The organism is Mycolicibacter arupensis, assembly GCF_002086515.1.
Taxonomy (GTDB): Bacteria; Actinomycetota; Actinomycetes; order Mycobacteriales; family Mycobacteriaceae; genus Mycobacterium; species Mycobacterium arupense.
The window spans coordinates 37,374-58,467 of record NZ_MVHH01000027.1 but is presented as its reverse complement, the minus strand read 5'-3'; the positions used below and the strand labels follow the sequence as shown (position 1 = coordinate 58,467).

Annotated in this window: 18 protein-coding genes; 11 read left to right on the top strand and 7 right to left on the bottom strand. The window is 67.6% G+C overall.

Annotated elements, in window-relative coordinates:
- Positions 1 to 1,060: sensor histidine kinase (locus tag BST15_RS13510; protein WP_133053194.1), on the top strand; the 1,060-nt coding region annotated here is incomplete at its 5' end.
- A 7-nt stretch (positions 1,061 to 1,067) separates the two neighbouring features.
- On the opposite strand, the gene BST15_RS13505 is transcribed toward BST15_RS13510, so the two are convergent.
- Entirely contained in the window at positions 1,068 to 1,937 is an 870-nt protein-coding gene (locus tag BST15_RS13505) for a MaoC/PaaZ C-terminal domain-containing protein (protein WP_046189091.1), read from the bottom strand.
- An 86-nt stretch (positions 1,938 to 2,023) separates the two neighbouring features.
- On the opposite strand from BST15_RS13505, the gene BST15_RS13500 reads away from it, so the two are divergent.
- Both BST15_RS13500 and BST15_RS13495 read left to right on the top strand, forming a co-directional pair.
- On the top strand, positions 2,024 to 2,731 hold the full coding sequence (locus tag BST15_RS13500) for a histidine phosphatase family protein (RefSeq protein WP_046189092.1): 708 nt from the start codon (positions 2,024 to 2,026) through the stop codon (positions 2,729 to 2,731).
- Positions 2,732 to 2,809: 78 nt separating this feature from the next.
- Entirely contained in the window at positions 2,810 to 4,837 is a 2,028-nt protein-coding gene (locus BST15_RS13495; protein WP_046189120.1) for an SDR family oxidoreductase, read from the top strand.
- 15 nt (positions 4,838 to 4,852) lie between these two features.
- Here BST15_RS13495 and BST15_RS13490 read toward each other — a convergent pair whose 3' ends face one another.
- Positions 4,853 to 5,845 (bottom strand): NAD(P)H-dependent flavin oxidoreductase, encoded by a 993-nt coding sequence (locus tag BST15_RS13490; RefSeq protein WP_046189093.1) that lies wholly within the window; start codon positions 5,843 to 5,845, stop codon positions 4,853 to 4,855.
- Between the two features lie 235 nt (positions 5,846 to 6,080).
- Here BST15_RS13490 and BST15_RS13485 point away from each other — a divergent pair, with 235 nt between their 5' ends.
- Complete coding sequence (locus tag BST15_RS13485; protein WP_234708288.1) at positions 6,081 to 6,776, top strand: SDR family NAD(P)-dependent oxidoreductase; 696 nt, start codon at positions 6,081 to 6,083, stop codon at positions 6,774 to 6,776.
- Positions 6,777 to 6,845: 69 nt separating this feature from the next.
- Complete coding sequence (locus BST15_RS13480; protein ID WP_234708287.1) at positions 6,846 to 7,121, top strand: hypothetical protein; 276 nt, start codon at positions 6,846 to 6,848, stop codon at positions 7,119 to 7,121.
- Between the two features lie 9 nt (positions 7,122 to 7,130).
- Here the strand turns inward: BST15_RS13480 and BST15_RS13475 are convergent, their stop codons facing one another.
- Both BST15_RS13475 and BST15_RS13470 read right to left on the bottom strand, forming a co-directional pair.
- Positions 7,131 to 8,723: a DNA polymerase Y family protein gene (locus BST15_RS13475; RefSeq protein WP_046189094.1), complete on the bottom strand. Its 1,593-nt coding sequence runs from the start codon at positions 8,721 to 8,723 to the stop codon at positions 7,131 to 7,133.
- Between the two features lie 11 nt (positions 8,724 to 8,734).
- A complete protein-coding gene (locus tag BST15_RS13470; protein WP_046189095.1) occupies positions 8,735 to 9,448 on the bottom strand; it encodes a hypothetical protein in 714 nt (237 codons plus the stop codon).
- A gap of 194 nt (positions 9,449 to 9,642) precedes the next feature.
- Here BST15_RS13470 and BST15_RS13465 point away from each other — a divergent pair, with 194 nt between their 5' ends.
- Together BST15_RS13465 and BST15_RS13460 are read left to right on the top strand one after the other, a co-directional pair.
- Complete coding sequence (locus tag BST15_RS13465) at positions 9,643 to 10,497, top strand: oxygenase MpaB family protein (RefSeq protein WP_046189096.1); 855 nt, start codon at positions 9,643 to 9,645, stop codon at positions 10,495 to 10,497.
- The gene (locus BST15_RS13460; RefSeq protein WP_046189097.1) at positions 10,475 to 11,077 is read left to right on the top strand and encodes a TetR/AcrR family transcriptional regulator; all 603 of its coding nucleotides are present in this window, start codon (positions 10,475 to 10,477) and stop codon (positions 11,075 to 11,077) included. Before BST15_RS13465 ends, BST15_RS13460 begins: the two co-directional genes overlap by 23 nt.
- A 15-nt stretch (positions 11,078 to 11,092) precedes the next feature.
- On the opposite strand, the gene BST15_RS13455 is transcribed toward BST15_RS13460, so the two are convergent.
- Entirely contained in the window at positions 11,093 to 12,004 is a 912-nt protein-coding gene (locus tag BST15_RS13455) for a phytanoyl-CoA dioxygenase family protein (RefSeq protein ID WP_046189098.1), read from the bottom strand.
- A gap of 4 nt (positions 12,005 to 12,008) precedes the next feature.
- Positions 12,009 to 13,577, bottom strand: coding sequence for a glutamine-hydrolyzing GMP synthase (guaA, locus tag BST15_RS13450; protein WP_046189099.1), 1,569 nt, complete (start codon positions 13,575 to 13,577; stop codon positions 12,009 to 12,011).
- Between the two features lie 88 nt (positions 13,578 to 13,665).
- Between guaA and BST15_RS13445 the strand changes: the two genes are divergently transcribed.
- From BST15_RS13445 to BST15_RS13430, 4 genes are all read left to right on the top strand, one after another.
- The gene (locus BST15_RS13445) at positions 13,666 to 14,400 is read left to right on the top strand and encodes a beta-phosphoglucomutase family hydrolase (RefSeq protein WP_046189122.1); all 735 of its coding nucleotides are present in this window, start codon (positions 13,666 to 13,668) and stop codon (positions 14,398 to 14,400) included.
- A 10-nt stretch (positions 14,401 to 14,410) separates the two neighbouring features.
- Complete coding sequence (locus tag BST15_RS13440) at positions 14,411 to 16,786, top strand: glycoside hydrolase family 65 protein (RefSeq protein ID WP_046189100.1); 2,376 nt, start codon at positions 14,411 to 14,413, stop codon at positions 16,784 to 16,786.
- 352 nt (positions 16,787 to 17,138) lie between these two features.
- Positions 17,139 to 17,498: an HPF/RaiA family ribosome-associated protein gene (locus BST15_RS13435; protein ID WP_046189101.1), complete on the top strand. Its 360-nt coding sequence runs from the start codon at positions 17,139 to 17,141 to the stop codon at positions 17,496 to 17,498.
- Positions 17,499 to 17,613: 115 nt separating this feature from the next.
- The gene (locus BST15_RS13430) at positions 17,614 to 18,072 is read left to right on the top strand and encodes a DUF5709 domain-containing protein (RefSeq protein WP_046189102.1); all 459 of its coding nucleotides are present in this window, start codon (positions 17,614 to 17,616) and stop codon (positions 18,070 to 18,072) included.
- A gap of 8 nt (positions 18,073 to 18,080) precedes the next feature.
- Here the strand turns inward: BST15_RS13430 and BST15_RS13425 are convergent, their stop codons facing one another.
- A complete protein-coding gene (locus tag BST15_RS13425; protein ID WP_046189123.1) occupies positions 18,081 to 21,008 on the bottom strand; it encodes an AMP-binding protein in 2,928 nt (975 codons plus the stop codon).
- Positions 21,009 to 21,094: the final 86 nt, after the last annotated feature.

The window sequence follows — 21,094 nt, the reverse complement described above, 5'->3', positions numbered from 1 at the left end:
CCCACCCCCACCCCCGCTTGGCCAGTGGACCAGCACCACGGTGACCCACCTGCTGCCGGACGGTTCGACCCTGACCCTGCTGGCGGACACCTCGGGTATCACCGCGCGTCACGCAGAACTGCGGTTTGACCTGCTGGTGGGCGGTCTCATCGGGCTCGCCCTGGTGGCGTTGCTGGTCGGCCTCGCGGCCGCCCGGGCCCTGGCACCGTTGCAGCGGATGACCGCGACGGCGCAACTGATCGCCGACGGTGACCGGGGCCGCCGCCTGCGCCCGGATCGGCCGCAGACCGAGCTTGGGCAGGCCGCCGCGGCGTTCGACAGCATGCTCGACGCCCTGGAGACCGCCGAGAGTGACGCCCGCGAGGCCGCCGATACCGCGCAGCGCGCCGAGGCGAACACCCGCCGGTTCCTGTCCGACGCCGCCCACGAGTTGCGCACCCCGATCGCGGGAATCCAGGCGCTGGCCCAGCAGCTCGCCGCCGACACCGGAAACGCCGCACGTCGACGTCGATTCGCGACCCTGCTGACGGACGAAACCCGCCGGGCGGCTCGGCTGGTCGGCGACCTGCTCGACATCGCGCGCATCGACGCCGGGGTGGCGCTGCGCTGCGAAGACGTCGACGTGGCCGAGATCGCCGCCGCCGCAGTCGACCGTGCCGCCATGCTGGCGCCGCACCTGGCCGTTCGTCTCGACGGAGACGGCCAGCCGCTGGCGGTGCACGCCGACCCGCACCGCATCGCCCAGATCCTGTCCAACCTGTTGGACAATGCCTGCCGGCACAGCCCGCCCGACGGCGAGATCACCGTGCATACCGCCCGCCGCGAGTCCAACGCCGAGGTGACCGTCACCGACACCGGTCCAGGTGTCCCGCAGTCGGACCGCGAGCGGATATTCGACCGGCTGGTCCGCCTCGACGACGCACGTAACCGGGATTCCGGAGGAGCCGGGCTGGGCCTGTCGATCGCCAGGGCACTGGCACGAGCCCATCACGGCAGTCTCGAATGCCTACCCTCCGACACCGGCGCGGTGTTCCGGCTCAGCCTGCCGTTACGCAGCTGAAGGGCCGTCAGGCCTGGAACTGGACGGCACCGTCGTCGAGCACCACCCGTGGGTTGGCGCCGTCGGGACCGGCGGCTTCGGTGCGAAACACCGCCTTGCCCGACTCGGTTCGCCAGATCGAGGTGGTCAGGGTCTCCCCCGGAAACACCGGATCGGTGAAGCGCGCCGAGATGGCGGAGACCCGGCTGGCGTCGCCGCCGCCGAGTTCGGCGACCAGCGCGCGCCCGGCAAAACCGTAGGTGCACAGCCCGTGCAGGATCGGCTTGGGGAAACCGGCCAGCGTGGTGGCGAACCACGGGTCGCTGTGCAGCGGGTTGCGGTCGCCGGAGAGCCGATAGAGCAGCGCCTGATCCTCCCGGGTCGCATAGGCGGTGCGGGAATCGGGTTCGGAGTCGGGGATGCTCGGCGCGACCGCCCGTTGCCCGGGCTGCCCACCGAAGCCGCCGGCCTTGCGGATGACCACGGTGGCCAGGGTCTCGACCACCAGCTCGGAGGTCTTGGGGTCGGTGCCGCGCGCACGCAGCATCACGATCGCGTTCTTGCCCTCGCCTTTGTCTTGGATGTCGGCGACCTCGGCCACCACCTGCAGGCTCCCGGCCGGGGGCAGCGGCGCGAACAGCCGCACCTCCTGCGAGCCGTGCAGCAGCAGCGCCGGGTTGAATGTGCCGATCTTGCCTGCGGCCGCGAAGCCCATGCAGCAGATGACGGCGTAGGTGGGCAACACCTGCTGCGGGGTGTCGTGACTGTTCTCGGTGGTGAACGCCAGGTCGGCTGTTCCGGCGCCGACCCCCAGTGCATAGAGCATGGTGTCGCGATCAGTCCATTCGACCAACATCGGATCAGCGGTCGTACCGATCGCTGTGGGGTCAAGTGCCACGGATTCTCCTTCGCCTGCGACGAACCGGCCTGATCATTTCAGCAGAACCGGCCCCGCCGATGCTATCCACGCGGCAGGCTGTCGACATGGCAAAACGCATCCGGGGCAACATGTTCGCGATCGTGGCGGCGGCGCTGGCCGTGACCTTGGCGCTCGGAGGTTGTTCTGGAACACCGCACCCCCGAATCATCACCCTGACACTGGTCCGGCACGCGGAATCCGAAGCCAATGCCGCCGGAATCCTCGACACCTCGGTGCCCGGCCCGGGACTGACCGACAAGGGCCGCGTACAGGCTCAAGAGATCGCCGACCAGCTCTCCCGCAACCGCCACGACGGGGTCTACGCCTCGTCGATGGTGCGCACTCAGCAGACCGCCGCACCGCTGGCACGCGAGCTCGGGCGTCAGGTGCAGGTCCTGCCGGGGTTGCGCGAGATCAACGCCGGCTGGTTCGGCGACAAGCCCAGTTCGATCGCACACTCGGCGTATTGGCTGGCCCCGGAGGCCTGGCTGCGCGGTGACCGGACGGCAGTCATCCCAGGCTCGATCGACGGTAACCAGTTCAACGAAGAGTTCAGTGCTGCGGTGCAGCAGATATACGACAACGGAGACAGCAACCCTGTTGCGTTCGCGCATGGCGCATCCATCGCGACGTGGACGCTGATGAACGTCAAGAACCCCCGCGATGAGCTGTTGATCGACCATCCCCTGCCCAATCTGGGCAAGGTCGTGGTGAAGGGGAGCCCGACCACCGGCTGGAATCTGGTGGACTGGGACGGAATCCGCGCGTTCTGAGCGCACCGGCACCCAGGATCAGCCGGGAGCGTCAAACCCACTGTTGACGTGGCAGCCGAGAGCGGCCACCATGACCGCATGCGTTATGTCGTTACCGGCGGTACCGGGTTTATTGGACGGCGAGTGGTGTCGCGCCTGTTGGAGGCCAGCCCGGATGCCCAGGTGTGGGTGCTGGTGCGCCGCGCCTCGCTGGGCCGCTTCGAAGCTCTCGCCTCCCGCAGCGGCCAGGCATGGGGCCAGCAGGTCAAACCGCTGGTCGGCGACCTGACCGCCGAGGGTCTCGGGTTGAGCGACACGGTGATCGCCGAGCTCGGCGAGATCGACCACGTCGTGCATTGCGCGGCCATCTACGACATCACCGCCGGGGCGGCCGAGCAGCAGGCGGCCAACGTCGAGGGCACCCGCGCCGTGATCGACCTGGCGAAACGCCTGGACGCCACCTTGGCGCACGTGTCTTCGATCGCGGTGGCCGGCGATTACGCCGGCGAGTTCACCGAAGACGACTTCGACATCGGCCAGGAGCTGCCGACCCCGTATCACCAGACCAAGTTCGAGGCCGAAGCACTGGTGCGCTCCGCGCCGGGATTGCGTTACCGGGTGTACCGCCCGGCGGTGGTGGTGGGCGATTCCCGCACCGGCGAGATGGACAAGGTGGACGGGCCGTACTACTTCTTTCCGCTGCTGGCCAAGCTGGCGGCGCTGCCCCGGCTCACCCCGATGGCCGTGCCCAACACCGGACGGACCAACGTCGTTCCGGTCGACTACGTGGTGGATGCGTTGGTCGAGTTGATGCATGCCGACGGATACGACGGGCGCACCTTCCATCTGACCTCCCCGAGATCCATCGGGCTGCCCGAGATCTACCGGGCCGTGGCGCGAGAGGCCGGGCTCCCGCCGCTGCGCGCCAAGCTGCCCGGCGCCGTGGCAGCCCCGGTGCTCAATGTCGGCGGTCGGGCCCGAGTATGGCGCAACATGATGGCCACCCAGCTGGGTCTGCCCGCCGAGGTGCTCGACCTGGTGAACCTGCGGCCGACCTTTGTCGCCGAGGCCACCCGCGCGGCGCTGGGCGACAGTGTCCGACTGCCCGAGTTCGCCGAGTATGCGCCGAAGCTGTGGCGGTATTGGGTGCGGCATCTGGATCCCGATCGGGCCCGCCGCGACGATCCGGCCGGGCCGCTGGTCGGACGGCACGTCATCATCACCGGGGCGTCCAGCGGAATCGGTCGGGCGTCGGCGATCGCCGTCGCCGAGCGTGGCGGCACCGTCTTCGCGCTGGCCCGCAGCGGCTCCGCACTCGACGATCTGGTGGCCGAGATCCGATCCGGCGGCGGACAGGCGCACGCATTCACCTGCGATGTGACCGATTCGGCATCGGTGGAGCACACCATCAAGGACATCCTCGGCCGGTTCGGGCACGTCGACTACCTGGTGAACAACGCCGGCCGGTCGATCCGCCGCTCGGTGGTCAACTCCACCGAGCGCCTGCACGACTACGAACGCACGATGGCAGTCAACTACTTCGGCGCGGTGCGAATGGTGCTGGCATTGCTGCCCCATTGGCGGGAACGCCGTTTCGGCCACGTGGTGAATGTCTCCAGCGAAGGGGTGCTGGCGCACAGCCCGAAGTACAGCGCATACGTACCCACCAAGGCGGCACTGGATGCGTTCGCTGACGTGATCTCGACCGAAACCCTCTCGGATCACATCACATTCACCACCATTCATATGCCACTGGTGGCCACACCGATGATTGCGCCGACGGGGAAACTGCTCCCGGTCGGGGCGATCAGCGCCGAGCATGCGGCAGCCATGGTGGTGCGCGGGCTGATCGAGAAGCCGGACCGGATCGACACTCCGCTGGGAACCCTGGCCGAGGCGGGCAACTACGTCACCCCCAGGCTGGCCCGCCGGGTGCTGCACCAGGTCTACCTGGGCTACCCGGACTCCGCGGCGGCTCGCGGCATGGCAACCACCGAAACTGTTGCAGCACAACCGCCTCGACAGGCTTCCCGCAGGCCCAGGAGACCATCGCGGGCGATCACCCGAGTGCGGGTACCCCGCCCGGTCAAGCGGGCGGTACGGCTGGTTCCGGGGGTGTACTGGTGAGCCAGGGGCCGGCTATCAACCATCCAGACCAGACACGCCGAAGGCGCTTGCCCGGAGCAGGATTCCCACTGCATCCACTGCCATGCCGTTGACAATGTCCGCGGCCGAACAAATCTCGTCGATCTGACCGACCGCCTCGCCAACCAGGATCCCGGCAGTATCGAAGTCTTCTGCAACGACGGCCCTCTGGTAGTCGGCGAGCGTCTCGGTCAGCGCTCCCAGCAGCTCGGACTCCCTGCCACGCCAGGTATCTCCGAAGGAGTTGCGCAGCGCGCGGGCGTTGTATCCCACCGGCCAATCGAGTTGCCGGACAATATCGTAAACACCGGTGCGGTAGGTGTCATCGCCGCTGGCAATCAGTGCGCGCTGGTGCGCCCGCGGCGAAACCAGGGCTTCCCGGGATGCCCAAAGACGAGTTCCCACCAGCACTCCATCTGCTCCCAGAGTCAGCGCCGCCGCCAGCCCCCGCCCGTCGGCGACTCCACCAGCGGCGACGACCAGCGTTTGAGGGGAAAGCTCGGCGACCAGATCGGCGACCTCCGGCAGCAGGGTGAAGGTCGAACGGGCACTCATTCCGTGCCCGCCCGCCTCGCTGCCTTGTGCCACGAGGACATCGACGCCGACCTCCAGATTCTGTCGCGCCTGCGCCACGGTTTGGACCTGCCCGATAAGCGGCACCCCGGCCCCGCGGATTCGCTCAGCGAACGGGCGTAGATCACCAAAAGACAACATGATCGCGGCGGGCTGTTGGGCCAACGCCAGATCGAGCGCCTCCGGTCGCTGCGCCAGACGCCATGTGATGAACCCGTACCCAACGCGCGCACCGGCCGCTTCGGCGATTTCGGCGTCCAGCCACGGCAGATCGCCATAGGCACCGCCGATTAGCCCCAATCCGCCGGCTTCGGTCACGGCTGCCGCAAGCCGGCCGCCCGCGGCCAGCGCCATCGGCGCTAGGAGGATTGGGTGGTCGATGCCGAAATACTCGGTAAGCCGTGTTGTCAGGGGAATCGTTTCCTCCCAGAGGATGTGGGGCGAAGTGCACGCCCTCGATCACTACGATCATGCGCGCGAATCGGCGGTACGTGAACTTGTCGTTGCGCAACCATGCCGAACAAGCTCAAGCCAGGGTCTTCACTTGGAGCCGGCCGGCGCGGCATACTGCAACAATTCGGCAAGAGCCTCGGATGTGCCGGCACAGGGGAACCTATCGAGGAAGCGGATTCGCTTGATTCATGCTCAACCCGTGGCAGTCATTTCCGGCGCCTCCCAGGGCATCGGAGCCGGACTCGTCACCGGCTACCGCAAACTCGGCTACGCGGTCGTCGCCAATTCACGCAACATCAGCCCCAGCGCTGATCCGCTGGTGTTCGCGATTCCCGGCGATATCGGACAACCCGGCGTCGGCCAGCGCGTCGTCGATGCTGCGCTCGAGCGATTCGGAAGGGTCGACACGGTCGTCAACAACGCCGGCATTTTCATCGCCAAGCCCTTCATCGAATACACCGACGCGGATTACGACGCCGTCACCGGCGTGAATCTTCGGGGCTTCTTCGAGCTTTCCCGCGCGGCGGTATCGGCGATGCTCGCCCGGGGGGAAGGAGGTCACCTGGTCACTATCTCCACCAGCCTGGTGGACCACCCCAACTCCGCAGTCCCCTCGGCTCTGGCATCACTGACCAAAGGCGGGTTGAACGCAGCGACCAGGGCGCTGGCCGTCGAATACGCCGGGAGCGGAATCCGGTCCAACGCCGTGGCGCTGGGCATCATTCGCACCCCGATGCATGATCCGGCGAGCCTGGGAGCCTTGGCTGCGATGCATCCCCTGGGGCGTCTGGGCGAGGTCGACGAAGTCGTCGACGCCGTGCTGTACCTGGAAGGTGCGCACTTCGTGACCGGCGAAATCCTGCATGTGGACGGTGGCCAAAGTGCCGGACACTGACGTTCTACGTGAGGTTTTGAACCGGTGGAAGGCAGCCATCGATGCCCAGGACCCCGAAGGGGTTTCCGGGTGTTCGCCGAGGATGCGCTCTTCCAGGGATTGCGTCGCTACAGCGTGGGCCGACAGGGGGTCCGTGAGTACTACGCGAGCCAAGCCCCGGGAATGACTGTCGACTACCAGATCCTGCACATCCGCCGGCTGGCCTCCAACCAAGTACTCGGATACCTTTCCGCAGATTTCGGATTTCCCGACCGCTCCCCGGTCAACCTGTTCCTGGGGGTGATCGTCGAACACACCGAAGACGCCGGGAGCATCACCTACTACCAAGCCTCTCAGATCGGCTAGGGGTCCGGTTCACTCGTAGACCCCCTCCAGATACCACCGCCGCAGCCGATAGCACAGCAGTAGCGCCTGCCCGGGCGCTGCGCCCGGGGAACCCTCCACCAACACCTGAACCCGGGCGGTGCGCCCCGATCCCGGCCCCTGCCGTTGCGGATCCCACCACCGCTCATCCACTAGCCAAGGACCGGCCCACCAGCGCAGCCGATCGTCCCGGCCCCGGGCCACCAGCCACACCGGGTCGGTGGAGAAGAATCCCCGACCGGTTACCCTGATCGGATTGCGTTCGGCGTCAAGAAGTTCCACCGGGTCATCGAGCAGTACCGCTGGCGACGGTTCGGGGAGTCGACCGGGCCACGGCTGGCGCGGGTCGGCCAGCGGCACCGGCTCATCTCCCAGTGGGGTCAAGGTGATGCGCTCGGCGGGGCCGCGGCCGCCGGAGAGCACCGGGACCCGCACCGCTTCGGGGCCGAGCAGGCCCTGGACCCGCACCAGGGCGCGGCGGGCTCGCAGCCGGTCTTCTTCCCCGAGACCGCCCCACAGCGGTAACTGCAGCGCCTCGGTCGCCGATGCCACCTCCACCGGTTGCAGGCGCAGCACCGCCACCGGGCCGGTAGGCCGATCGGAGGCGATGCGGCTGGTGAGCCAGCCGTCCAGCTGCCAGCGCACCCGATCCGCGGTGGCCTCCTCGGTCAGCGGTTCGGCGCACCGCCAGACCCGGGTCAACTCTTGCCCGGTGGTGGTGACGGCGTGAATGGCCAGCCGGGTGCAGCCGACCCCGGCGGCCATCAGCGTCCGGTGCAATACACCGGCGAGCGAGCGGCCGGCGAACGCCGCGGCGTCCACCCGGTCGATCGGCGGATCGCAGTGCAGCTCGGCCTCAAGATCCGGTTCCGGCTCCCGCCCGGACGGCCCACGCTGCGGCTCGGCGCGGGCGAATCGGTGCGCGGCGAGCGCGTCGGGGCCGAACCGCGAGGTGACATCCGGCCGCGGCAGTGCGGCGAATTGCCCGATGGTTCGAATCCCCAAGCGCCACAACAGGTCGACCAGGCCATCGCGACCCGGCCCGGACAGGCTGGGTTCAGCGGCCAGCTGCCGGATCGACAGGGCCGACAGGAACCGGGCATCTCCCCCCGGCGGCACCACCGCACCGGCGCGGGCAGCGAGCACCGCGGTGGCGAGCCCGTCGGCGATCCCGATCTGGCATTCGATGTCGGTCGCGGCCACCGCGTCGACCAGGCGTTCGGCGGCCTGTTCCTCGGAGCCGAAGGCCCGTACCGCACCGCGCACCGCCACCACCAGCAGGCCCGGCCGCAATACCTCGGCCGCCGGTACCAGTTCATCGACCGCAGCCAGAACGGGCTCGAACAACCGGGCATCGCGGTCGGTGTCGGCGGCCACCACGTGCAGCGCCGGACAGCGCGCCGCCGCTTCTCGGCGCCGCAGTCCGCGCCGCACCCCCGCCGCTCTAGCGCCCGCCGAACAGGCGATCACCCGGTTGGCCAGGGTGACCGCAACCGGCGCGGTGGCCGGCAGACCCGCCGCGGATGCGGCGGCGACCGCGGGCCAGTCCATGCACCACAACGCCAGCACTCGTGAGTCGGCCATGAGACGACTCGCTATCCGGCCCGGGTCCGCCCGGCCGCCCGGCCGGCGGCCCGTACCTCCAGGCGCACCGCGCCGATTCGACCGAACCCGGGAACCGCAGCGCAGCCCGTCATCGCCTCGCCCGTCGTCTCATAACCACTCACCCGAGCATCCAGGCGCAGCGCCGAACCCTGCCAGTCACCGCCGGAGACCAACAGCGCGCAGCCGCGGTGGCGGGCCCGGGCCAACACCACCCGGGTCCGCGACGGCGGCACGCAGCGGCCACCGAGACCGAGTACCACCAGATCCATGCCGTCCATCAGCACCGTGGCCACCTCCACCGGATCATTACCGGGATCGGGGATCACCGCGAGCCGGCTCAGGTCAGCGCCCATCTCGGATGCGGCCAGCAGCCCGAGGTCCGGCTGACCGACGATGGCCGCGTTACCCGCGGCCCCCGTCACCGCGGCCACCATGCCCAGCATCAGCGACCGCGCCCCCGAGAGCACCGCGACCGTGCCACGCGGCAATCCGGCGGGTAGAACCTCGGCCAGCAGCGGCGGGACCGGAAGCATGGCCTCGGCGGCCGGGGCGACCGGGACTGCGCTGGGCCCCTGCCTTCCGGCCCCTACCTTTCCGCCCACCGCAGCCATCTGAACACGCAGTTGTTTGAGCTGCTCAGCGCGATCCTCAGGAACGATGCGACGCCGCCCCACCGCCGGCCCCACACCCACTGCCGCCGCCATGATCGCCTCCGGAAGAACGCTAAAATATTCGAAACTATGTTCGATCGACCCGAGTGAACACCCCCCCACCGACAAACGTCAAGCGAGGCCCCTCGGCCATGCATCAACGGCCCCGCGCGCCACATCCGCACCGCATTACCCGCTCACGACTCGGCGCATTGGTACACAGTTCAAAATATGTAACACTGTTTCGCATGACTCGATCCGTGCCGACCGACGCGGCTACCGATGCGCTGCCCCTGGGGCCGCAGTCCCTGGTATGGCGCTACTTCGGCGACAACCGGATGTTCTTGATCGGGCCGCGGCCCGCCGTGCTGCAGAACATGCTCGCCGAGCTCGGCCAGGGCGTGCTGGACCACTCGGTGTTCTTCACCGACACCGCAGCCCGGGTCAAACGCTCACTGCCGCCCATCTTCATGACCGTCTACGGCGCCGAGTCCGACAACCCCGGCCAGCAGGTGCGCGACTTCCACCTCAACATCAAGGGGACCATGCCGGATGGAAACCGGTACCACGCACTGGATCCCGAGACCTACTTCTGGGCCCACGCCACGTTTGTCGAGCAGGTGCTGTACTTCGCCGACACCTTCGTCAAACGCCTGACGCCGCAAGACAAAGAGCAGATCTACCTCGAATCCAAGACCTGGTATCGCCGTTATGGGGTCAGCGACCGGGTGATGCCGGCCGACTACGCCGAATTCGAGCGCTACTGGAATCAGATGCTGGACAAGGTTCTCACCGACCACCCGACCGCCAAGTACGGCGTCGGCTACGTCACCAAGGGCTTCCCCTGCCCGAACGGGGTGCCGCCGGCGCTGTGGCGGGCGATCTCGGTGGTGTTCAATCCGCTTGCGGCGTTTCTCACCACCGGCGGCATGCCGCCGAGCACCCGGGTTCAACTGGGCCTGCCGTGGAGCGACCGGCAGGAACGGCGCTATCAGCGGTTCGCCGCGCTCTGCCGGTCACGGCCGGTCAACTGGGCATGGGATCATGTGCCGATGCGACTGCGCTACAACAAATTCGCCTATGCCGGCTACACCCGGGGCTGACCCGGCGACCACCGCCATCCTCGATGCCGCGGTCGTCGAGTTCGAGCAGCACGGATTCCGGCGGGTCGCACTCGACGACGTGGCACGGCGCGCCGGAGTCAGCCGGACCACCATCTACCGACGGTTCGCCGGACGCGACGAGCTGGTCGCCGCGGTCATCGATCGGGAGAACGCCGCGCTTTACGACGACATCGCCGAAGAGCTGAAAGCCTCTGCCCCCCAGTCGAATTATTATGTCGAAGCGTTCACCTCGGCGATCATGCAGTTCCGCCGGCACCGGGTGTTGAACCGGATGATCACCGATGAGCCGGCGTTGGCACTGGAGCTCTCCCGGCGGCACTACGGCGCGATCCTGGACCGGATGGCTGAGGCGCTGCAGGTGATCTTCCCGCCCGGATTCGCCGAGCGTCTGGGGCCGGCGGTGGTCACCGAATTGGCCGACACCATCCTGCGCTACGCGGCCATGGCACTGTTGTTGCCGTCACGCGAACCGCTGGATTCCGTCGAGGACATCCGCGCATTCGCGACCGGGCATTTTCTGCCCGGCCTTCCCGCGGCGCTGCGCAGTATTGCGGTCTAGCCGTCGCACGGCCCGTCAGAGGGCCGCACCGACCCCCACCGAGGCAGCCACCTCAGGCATGTACCGCTCCGCGAGCACGGTGGCGATGGCCTCGACATCGGCCGACAACGGATACATGTGGCGGTATTGCAGCACCTGTTTGCCGATCAGCCCCAGCCGCTCGGTGAACGTCGGCGTGCGGCCCGGATCCAGCAACGGTGAGTTGAACGGCGCGCAGTCGGAGCGCTGAAATTCGAAGGCGGCGCTGATCCGCGGCGCAGCCCCGAGCCGACTGCCGCGCCCACCCCAATGCAGCACCGCCTGATTCCACGCGAACATGGTGCCCGCCGTGGCAGGCAGCGCCCGGATGTCCTGCAGATTATGGACGATCGCGTTGTCCGGCCCGTCCCAGCGACGCTGAACGAAACGATCGTCGAGATGGGCGGGCAGCATGTACATACATCCGTTGAGCGGGGTGGCATCGGTGAACGGCAACCACACCGTCAGTGTCCGGGGCGAGTTGTCGCCATCGAGGGTGTTGATCAACTTGTCCCGATGTGGCCCCCAGCCGACGGAGTTATCGCTGGGATTGACGTGCCAGACCCAGAAGTCGGGCAACGCCCGATATCCCTCGCCCATCACACTGGCGAGGAACTCCGAGAGTCCCTGGAAAGCCAGCCACAACTCGTCGTAGACGAAGGCGAAAGCCAGTGGGATTCCTTGCTGAAAGAGCGTCGACACACCCTCGCGGATGGGTGCGACGACCGCTTCGGGCAGGGCGTCGGGAACCTGGACGTAGCCCTCACGCCTCAAGTTGGCCAGGTGGGTGTCCAGCTCGCCGACCGCTGCGACCGGGCGCGCGCCGCCGGCCTCGATGGACATCGATGGGCACAGCCCGGTCCAGAATTCACGCCGCTGTACATCAGCGGCGGAAAGCGCAGCAATCATGTGGCTACTCCCACTCAATAGTGCCGGGTGGTTTGCTGGTGACATCCAAGACTACGCGGTTGACCTCGGAAACCTCATTGGTTATCCGAGTCGAGATCCGCTCCAACACCTCGTAGGGCACCCGGGTCCAGTCGGCGGTCATGGCGTCCTCACTGGACACCGGCCGCAGCACGATCGGGTGACCGTAGGTGCGACCGTCACCCTGCACCCCCACCGAGCGGACATCGGCCAACAACACCACCGGGCACTGCCAGATCTGATGATCCAGCGCGGCGGCGGTCAACTCCTCGCGAGCGATCGCGTCGGCCTGCCGCAGCGTGGCCAGCCGCTCAGCGGTGACCTCCCCGACGATCCGGATGCCCAGGCCGGGCCCCGGGAACGGTTGGCGGGCAACGATCTCCTCCGGCAGGCCCAACTCGCGCCCGACCGCCCGAACCTCGTCTTTGAACAGCAGCCGCAGCGGCTCGACGAGACTGAACTTCAGGTCATCGGGCAGTCCACCGACGTTGTGGTGACTCTTGATGTTCGCGGTGCCCGTACCCCCACCGGACTCCACCACGTCGGGGTACAGCGTGCCCTGCACCAGAAACTCGACGCCGTCTTGAGAAGCGTCGTGCTCTCCCAGGGCGTCGCGGACCGCACCCTCGAAGGCCCGGATGAACTGCCGTCCGATGATCTTGCGCTTGCCCTCGGGATCCGACACCCCCGACAGCGCCTCGAGGAAGACGGCGGCGGCATCTACAGTGACCAGCTTCGCGCCCGTGGCGGCGACGAAGTCGTTCTGTACCTGCTCACGTTCGCCGGCCCGCAACAGCCCGTGGTCGACGAACACGCACGTCAACCGGTCACCGATGGCACGCTGCACCAGCGCCGCGGCCACCGCGGAATCCACCCCGCCGGACAGTCCACAGATGGCATGGCCGTCGCCGATCTGTTCGCGCACCTGCTCGATCAGCGCGTCGGCGATATTGGCGGGCGTCCAGGCGGCGTCGATGCCGGCGAACTCGTGCAGGAACCGGCTGAGCACCCGCTGCCCGTAGGGGGTGTGCAGCACTTCGGGGTGGTATTGCACCCCGGCCAACCGGCGGGCGCGGTTCTCGAACGCGGCCACCGGCGCTCCCGAGGTGGCGGCCACCACGGTGAAACCGGCCGGGGGCATAGTCACCGCGTCACCGTGGCTCATCCACACCGGCTGGGTGTCCGGCAGACCCGCATGCAGTTCCCCGCCGGTCACCTTCAGCTCGGTGCGGCCGTACTCACTGGTGCCGGTGCGCTCCACGGCGCCGCCCAGCGCGGCCGCCATGGCCTGGAAGCCGTAGCAGATCCCGAACACCGGAATATCGAGGTCAAACAGTGCCGGATCGAGCTGCGGGGCGCCCTCGGCGTAGACACTGGCCGGCCCGCCGGACAGCACGATCGCCAGCGGATTGCGGGCGGCGATCTCGTCGACTGTCGCGGTGTGCGGGACGACCTCGGAGAACACCCGCGCCTCTCGGACCCGGCGGGCGATCAATTGGGCGTACTGCGCGCCGAAGTCGATGACCAGAACGGGGCGAGACGATGGTGACGACACCGCAAAGAGTCTAGTGGCGGCAAAAGTCAGCCGATCCTTAGGCGGGCATGATGAAGTGGAGACAGTCACCCGGAAGGAGAACAACACGGTGCTGGGTCTTCCCGAAACGATCCGTGCCTGCCTGTTCGACCTCGATGGAGTGCTCACCGACACCGCCAGCGTGCACACCCGCGCCTGGAAGGCCATGTTCGACGCCTACCTGTCGAGGCGCGCCGAGGACACCGGCGAACCATTCCTCCCGTTCGACCCGGACGACGACTACCGGCGCTTCGTCGACGGCCGCAAACGCGACGACGGCGTGCGTGCCTTCCTGGCCAGCCGCGGCATCACGCTGCCCGACGGCGCCGACGACGACCCACCGGATGCGCTGACCGTGCACGGTCTGGGAAACCGCAAGAACGAGGCGTTCCGTGAGACGCTGCGTGCTGACGGGGTCGAGGTGTTCGAGGGGTCCCGCCGCTACCTGGCAGCGGTCACCGCGGCGGGCCTGGCCACCGCGGTGGTGTCGGCCAGTGCCAACGCCGGCGAGGTACTGGCGCTCACCGGCCTGGAGACGTTCATCGCGCAGCGGGTCGACGGCGTGACGCTGCGCACCGAACACATCGCGGGCAAGCCCGCACCGGATTCGTTTCTGCGGGCGGCGCAGCTGCTCGGCGTCACCCCTGCCGCGTCCGCGGTCTTCGAGGATGCGCTCTCCGGGGTCGAGGCCGGCCGAGCCGGCGGGTTCGGCTTCGTGGTGGGCGTCGACCGGGTGGGTCAGCGCGAAGACCTGCTGAGCCACGGCGCCGACATCGTCGTCACCGATCTGAAGGAGCTGTTGTGAAGGACCGCCGATGATCGCGCACGACTACTTCCCGATCGAGCCGTGGCAGCTCCGCGAGACCCACCTCGACCTGGACCTGCTCGGTCAGACCGAGTCGCTGTTCGCGCTGTCCAACGGGCATATCGGGCTGCGCGGCAACCTCGATGAGGGCGAGCCGCACGGGATGCCCGGGACCTACCTGAACTCGTTCTACGAAGTGCGGCCGTTGCCGCATGCCGAGGCCGGCTACGGCTACCCGCAGGCCGGGCAGACCGTGGTGGACGTGACCAACGGCAAGATCATCCGGCTGATGGTCGACGACGAACCGCTGGACGTACGCTACGGCGAGCTGCTCGACCACGAACGCATCCTCGACCTGCGAGCGGGCACCCTGACCCGCCACATCCACTGGCGCTCGCCGGCGAAGAAACAGGTCAAGGTGCACTCGACTCGGCTGGTGTCGCTGGCCCACCGCAGCATCGCGGCCATCGAATACGTGGTTGAGGCGGTGGACGAATTCGTGCGGGTGACCGTGCAGTCCGAGCTGGTGGCCAACGAGGACCAGCCGCCGACCTCCGACGATCCGCGAGTCGCGGCGATCCTGGAGAACCCCCTGGAGGCCGTCGAACGCGAGAGCACCAACACCGGCGCGGTCCTGGTGCACCGCACCCGAGCCAGCGGACTGATGATGGCCGCGGCAATGGATCACGAGGTCGAGGTTCCCGGCCGCGTTCAAGTCAGCACGATGACGATCCCCGACGTGGCGGCGACCACCATCGTGTGCGGCCTGCGGCCAGGGCAGAAACTGCGCATCGTCAAATTCTTGGCCTATGGCTGGTCAAGTGAGCGGTCCCGCCCAGCACTGCGCGATCAGGCCATCGCCGCCCTGACTGGTGCCCGCTACAGCGGCTGGCAGGGGCTACTGGACGCCCAACGGGCCTACCTCGACGAATTCTGGGACGGTGCCGACGTCGAAGTCGACGGCGACCCCGACTGTCAGCAGGCGATTCGGTTCGCGCTTTTTCACCTGCTGCAGGCCAGCGCTCGGGCCGAACGCCGCGCCATCCCCAGCAAGGGCCTGACCGGCACCGGCTATGACGGTCATACCTTTTGGGACAGCGAGAGCTTCATCCTGCCGGTGTTGATCTACACCGCTCCGCACGCCGCGGCCGACGCACTGCGCTGGCGGGCAACAACGCTCGACCTCGCCCGTCAACGGGCCACCGAACTCGGACTGTCCGGCGCCGCATTCCCGTGGCGAACGATCCGCGGTCAGGAGTGTTCCGGGTACTGGCCGGCGGGCACCGCCGCCTGGCACATCAACGCCGATATCGCGGCGGCGTTCGAGCAGTACCGGATGGTCACCGGGGACACCTCGGTGGAACAGGAATGCGGGCTCGAGGTGCTGGTGGAGACGGCTCGGCTCTGGCGGTCGCTGGGACACCACGACCGGCACGGCGTGTGGCACCTGTCCGGGGTGACCGGCCCCGACGAATACACCGCGATCGTCCGCGACAACGTATTCACGAATCTGATGGCCGCCCACAATCTGCACTCCGCCGCCGACGCCTGCGCGCGGCACCTCGAAGCCGCCCAGGAGCTAGGGGTAACCACGGAGGAGATGGCCGCCTGGCGGGACGCGGCCGACGCGGCGCACATCCCCTACGACGAAGAACTCGGGGTACATCCGCAGTGCGACGGCTTCACCTCGGCCGCGGAATGGGACTTCGAGACCCGAAACGCCTACCCGCTGCTGCTCCACGAACCCTATGTGCGGCTGTACCCGGCACAGGTGGTCAAGCAGGCCGACCTACTGCTGGCCATGCAGTGGCGCAGCCACGCGTTCACCGCCGAGCAGAAGGCCCGCAACGTCGACTACTACGAGCGGCGCACGGTGCGGGACTCGTCACTGTCGGCGTGCACGCAGGCGGTGATGTGCGCTGAGGTAGGGCATCTGGAGTTGGCCCACGACTACACCTACGAGACCGCCTTCGTCGACCTGCGCGATCTGCACGACAATACCCGCGACGGCCTGCACATGGCGGCGCTGGCCGGGACCTGGATCGCGCTGGTCGCCGGCTTCGGCGGTCTGCGCGACGACGCCGGGGTGTTGTCCCTGGATCCAGCACTGCCCGAAGGGATTTCGCGACTGCAGTTCCGGGTGCGGTGGCGGGGATTTCGGGTCACGGTCGACGCCAACCACGACGAGGTCAGCTACACGCTGCGCGACGGCCCCGACGGCCTGCTCATCATCAACCACGCCGGGGAAGACGTCGAACTGAGCACGCGAGCCTCGATCACGCTGCCGGTTCGGCGGCGTGAACCGCTGCTGCCCACCCCGACGCAGCCACCCGGCCGCGCGCCGAACTACCGACGGACGCCGCAGCAGAACACCGCCCACTCGTAGTGTGCTTCCAACCACCGATGCCAGCGCCGCCAGCGCCGCAGAAGATTTCCACCGCAGCCCGTCGACCGCATGCCAGCCCAGAGCGCCGAGGTGTAGCGTTAACGATGTTGGGAAGCTCAACTAGTCCGGGATGAGAATGGCTGTCCGCCGCCACAGCTCATAGAGCATTCGCTCGCGGCCGGACGCTGCGGTGGCAACCGCACTTCCGAGCATCACCATAATGCGTTCCACCAAACCCCCTCGCCCCCAACCCAAAGATGACCTTCGGGGCCGCAATTGTTCGCGAGGAAGTAGGCACATCGTCAGATCCAGGACACGAACGGTTCCAAGTAACCTAGCGTAAGGAATTCGGATGGAGATCCTGGTCAACACCGATCACAACGTCAGCGCACACCAAGCACGTATCGCCGGTATCGAGATCGAGGTCCGCGACATCCTCGCCCACTTCGCCGATCACCTCACCCGCGTCGAGGTCCATCTCAGCGATGAGAGCGCTGGTCGATCCAGCGGCAAGGACAAACGCTGCATGGTGGAAGCCCGGCCGACCGGGCGAGCGCCGGTGGCCGTCACCGACCACGCCGGCACCGTGGACGAAGCCCTACGAGGCGCGCTGCACAAACTGAAGAGACTCCTCGAGAGCGATCCCGCCCGACCCGCCGGCCGTCGCGCGCACGATTCCATTCGTAGCGGGCCGCGGTCAGGACGACAGTAGGTCTGGACAGCGCGTCCGGCCACGTTGGTCAGAGCTGACTCAAGCTTCCCGGATTGGGTGCATACACGGTTTCCGCATCTGGTGAAATTTCCTCCGGGCAGTGACATTGTGGGGTATGAGCAATCCGGATAGCCCCAGAGAAGCGCCGGGCGAGTACAGCGTCGATGATGACAACCAACTTCAGCCAGAGGACACCCTGATCGATCGCGGTGTCGACGATGTGCTCGACGAGGGGTACTCCCCGGCGGAGAGGCCCTACGGCGGTGCCTCGTACGATTCGGGGCCCGAAAGCTTGGACCAACTGCTTGCCGAGGAGGAGCCGGATCCGGCGATGCAGGCCTATAACCCACTCGACAATGAGGAGCAGCAACGCTCGGCCGCAGCCGAGCGGGAGGCTGAATTTCCGCAGCACGATGAGGTTGGACGTGCGCGCGCCGGTCGGCTTGTCGCGCCGGACCGGGGGCTTGGTGAGGACCTGGAGGCGGAACTGGTTGCCGATGACGTCGGTATCGACGGCGGCGCAGCCTCCGCCGAGGAGGCCGCAGTTCACATCATCGACGATGAGCAGCCGTAGCGGCCCACCTACGTGACCGCTTGCCGATAGTGGCCGTCGGTGAGGTCGTGGTACCAAGTCGTCTCCCCCGGTTCCGGCAGCCCGGCCGCGCGTAATGCGGTCGACAGTGGGCGGCACGAGGGCGTCATTGGTATGCGGTCGACAATGTGCACGATGCAAGGACGCTGGTCGCCGGGTAGGCCTCGCAGCGCAGCAGTCAGCGCGGCCCCGGTCAGGATGCCCTGTTTGCCGACCGTCACGGCGGCGACCACCACGTCTTGACTGTCGGTCGCACACGGATAGACCACGGCCAAGTCGATCACGATGACACCGCCGAGGGCGTCGCAAATCGGCTGGCAGAAGACCGGTCCGCGCTCCGACTGGATCACCGTGTTGCGATTGTCGACAAACCAGTAGTCGCCGTCGCTGTCGCGGCGAAACAGGTGGTCCGTGGTGATCCACGTATCTCCCTCGGCGAAAACTCCGCGCATGGACACCGGTGCGGCATCGCGTCCGGACCGCGGCTTCGCGAGCAACACACCCACCTCGTCGTCCGCGCAGCGACGCACGAAGCCGTGGTCATCCTCGATGAACCGGCCCGTCGCGGCGTCGTAGCCGCCGAGCCGGACTTTGGCGCTGCCCGGCAGCGGCCGACCCTTAGCCCCGATCTTCGTCCCGGCGACATTCGCCAGGACCGCATCGCCCTCGGTGGAGGCATAGAACTCCAGCACTCGGGCTGGGGCGAATCGATCGTTGACCTTGTGCCACAGGCCGGTTGGCATGCCGGCCCCGATGAACAGGCGGATCGGGTGATGCTCTGCGAGTCGGGGCGACGTTGCCTCCACCAAGTCGAGCAGCAGCGCCCAGGTGTAGGTGACCACCGTGACCCCGTAACGGTGGACCTCGTCGGCGAACCGAGTTGGATCAACACCCCGGGTCAAGGCGATACGCGCCCCGCCGGCGAGCGCGCCGCCCAGACCGACCATCAGACCCGACGGATGATGCAGTGGCGTCAGGCAATAGATCGTGTCGTCTCGGTCGAGGGCGGCGGCCGCGGCGGTGCCGAAAGCCGACAGCACCCACCGATGGTTCGTGACCTCTTTGACCACCCGGCGTCCTCCCGTCGTGCTGAAGAACACGAAGGCGAGATCACTTGCCCGGCCCGGGTTCGGCCGATACCATCGCGGCAGCTCAGCGGACAGATCGAGTCGATCCAACTCGATGACCCGGTCCGACTCCGTCAGGTTGAGATCTGCGGTGCGGCCGTGACCGAGGATGAGCACCCTGGCGCCGGTGGCGGCGGCCGCCGCCTGATGGTCCGGGTCCGTGACGATGTCGGCAACCTCGCAGAGCTGCACGGCCGATACCAGATCATCATCCGGGGGCAGCAGCACTGCCACCGCGCCGAGCCGTGACAGTGCGGCGATGGCGATCACGGCGCTGGGGCTGGTGTCCATCAAGACACCGATATGGGCTCCGTGGTGAATACCGGCGGCGATCAGTTCACGCACCACCTCGTCGATGCGGTGTTCGATCGCTGCATTGGTGCGGACACGATCGTCGAAGAGGAGGCACTCCTCGTCGGGCGCTCCGCTGGCGCGTTCGGCCATCAAGGCGCCCAACGACACCCGGGTATGGGGCTGCAGCTCCCCTAGGCGGGCGAGCCGGGGCAGAGTACGCAGGGCCTCCCCGGTCATCTCCCAGCCGGTGTGCGCCACGCTCACCGCGGCCTCGGCCAGTCCCAGACTCACCCCGATCCCCATCTCGGCCAGCGCCCCCGCTGAGCGACCGATGCGCGACGACAACCCAACAGCACCATCGATTTCGCCACCCCGTTCGGCCTCCATCACGTGCACACCCTGCGGCCTGGTCCCTCGACCGTCTTGCCACAGCACCCATTGGCCGACCGTGGGCCACGTCTGCGTGGCGGCGGTCGATCCAACGACAAGCCCGAAATGACCAGCCCGCAACAGCGCCTCGGACACCTCGGCGCGGGGGGCGGCCTGCCGAATTCCTCGGACCGCCGCAGGTTGGCCGATGTCGTCGATCTCGCCGATGAAGGCCAGGACGGGACAGGTGATTTCCGCGAGCGTGATCAGCGTGCCATCGATCACGGCACCACCGGCCATCATGCGATTGTGGACCACGAACTGCCGCAGGAGCTCGGCAATCGCGGGGCCCGACCATGCCACCCAGCCGTCCACCTCGAGGAAACGTCTCTGCTGTTCCTTGGGCAACAACGACTCTCGGTCATGAAGCTGCCGAAGAAAGTCCCACCTCGCCCGCACCGTCTTGATCGGGTCCAGTAGTTGAAACCCTGCGCGGGCCATCCATCCGGACACCGAGAGACGGTTGAAGACGTGATCGGCGACCAGCCGGGCGCCGCGGCCCGCCAGCGCAGCCGGAATGCCGAACGGCAGACCGCTGAGCGAGTCGACCGCGCTCCCGAAGGTGATGACGCTGGCCAGGCCCTCGGAGCGTCGGTAGGCCGCGGTTTGGTAGCAGAACATCCCGCCCTGTGAGTAACCCGCCAAATGCACCTTGCTCCCAGTATGGGCGTGCACCGAGTCGATGACCCGGCTCAGCGCCACGACATGGTCGCTCAAGGTGCGTTCAAGTCCGCCGCTTTCCCGATCCGGCGAGCCGAAGTCCACCACCCATGGGTCCAGACCGAGATCATGCAGGATACCCACGGCACCTTGGTCGCTGGTGACGTCAAAAACATTGGCCGACATCATCATCGGCGGGACCAAGACCACCGGAGGCCAGTCCGGATGGATCGCACTGTCGGGGAAGTAGTGGCGCAGCCGGTACATGTCGCACTGCGCCACGACCTCAAACGGCGACGGACGGGCACCGGTCTGGAAGCCGCCGAACCGCAACACCTCGACACCGTTTTGCACGGTCGCGATCGTCCGGTTGGCGGAACCGGCCAACAGCTCGCTAACCCAGCTCACCGGCAGCACTCGTCACACCGAGAACTCCCGCTGTTCACACATCGGCTGACGTCATGAAGCCAACCCTACGCGCAGCGGCGGCACCG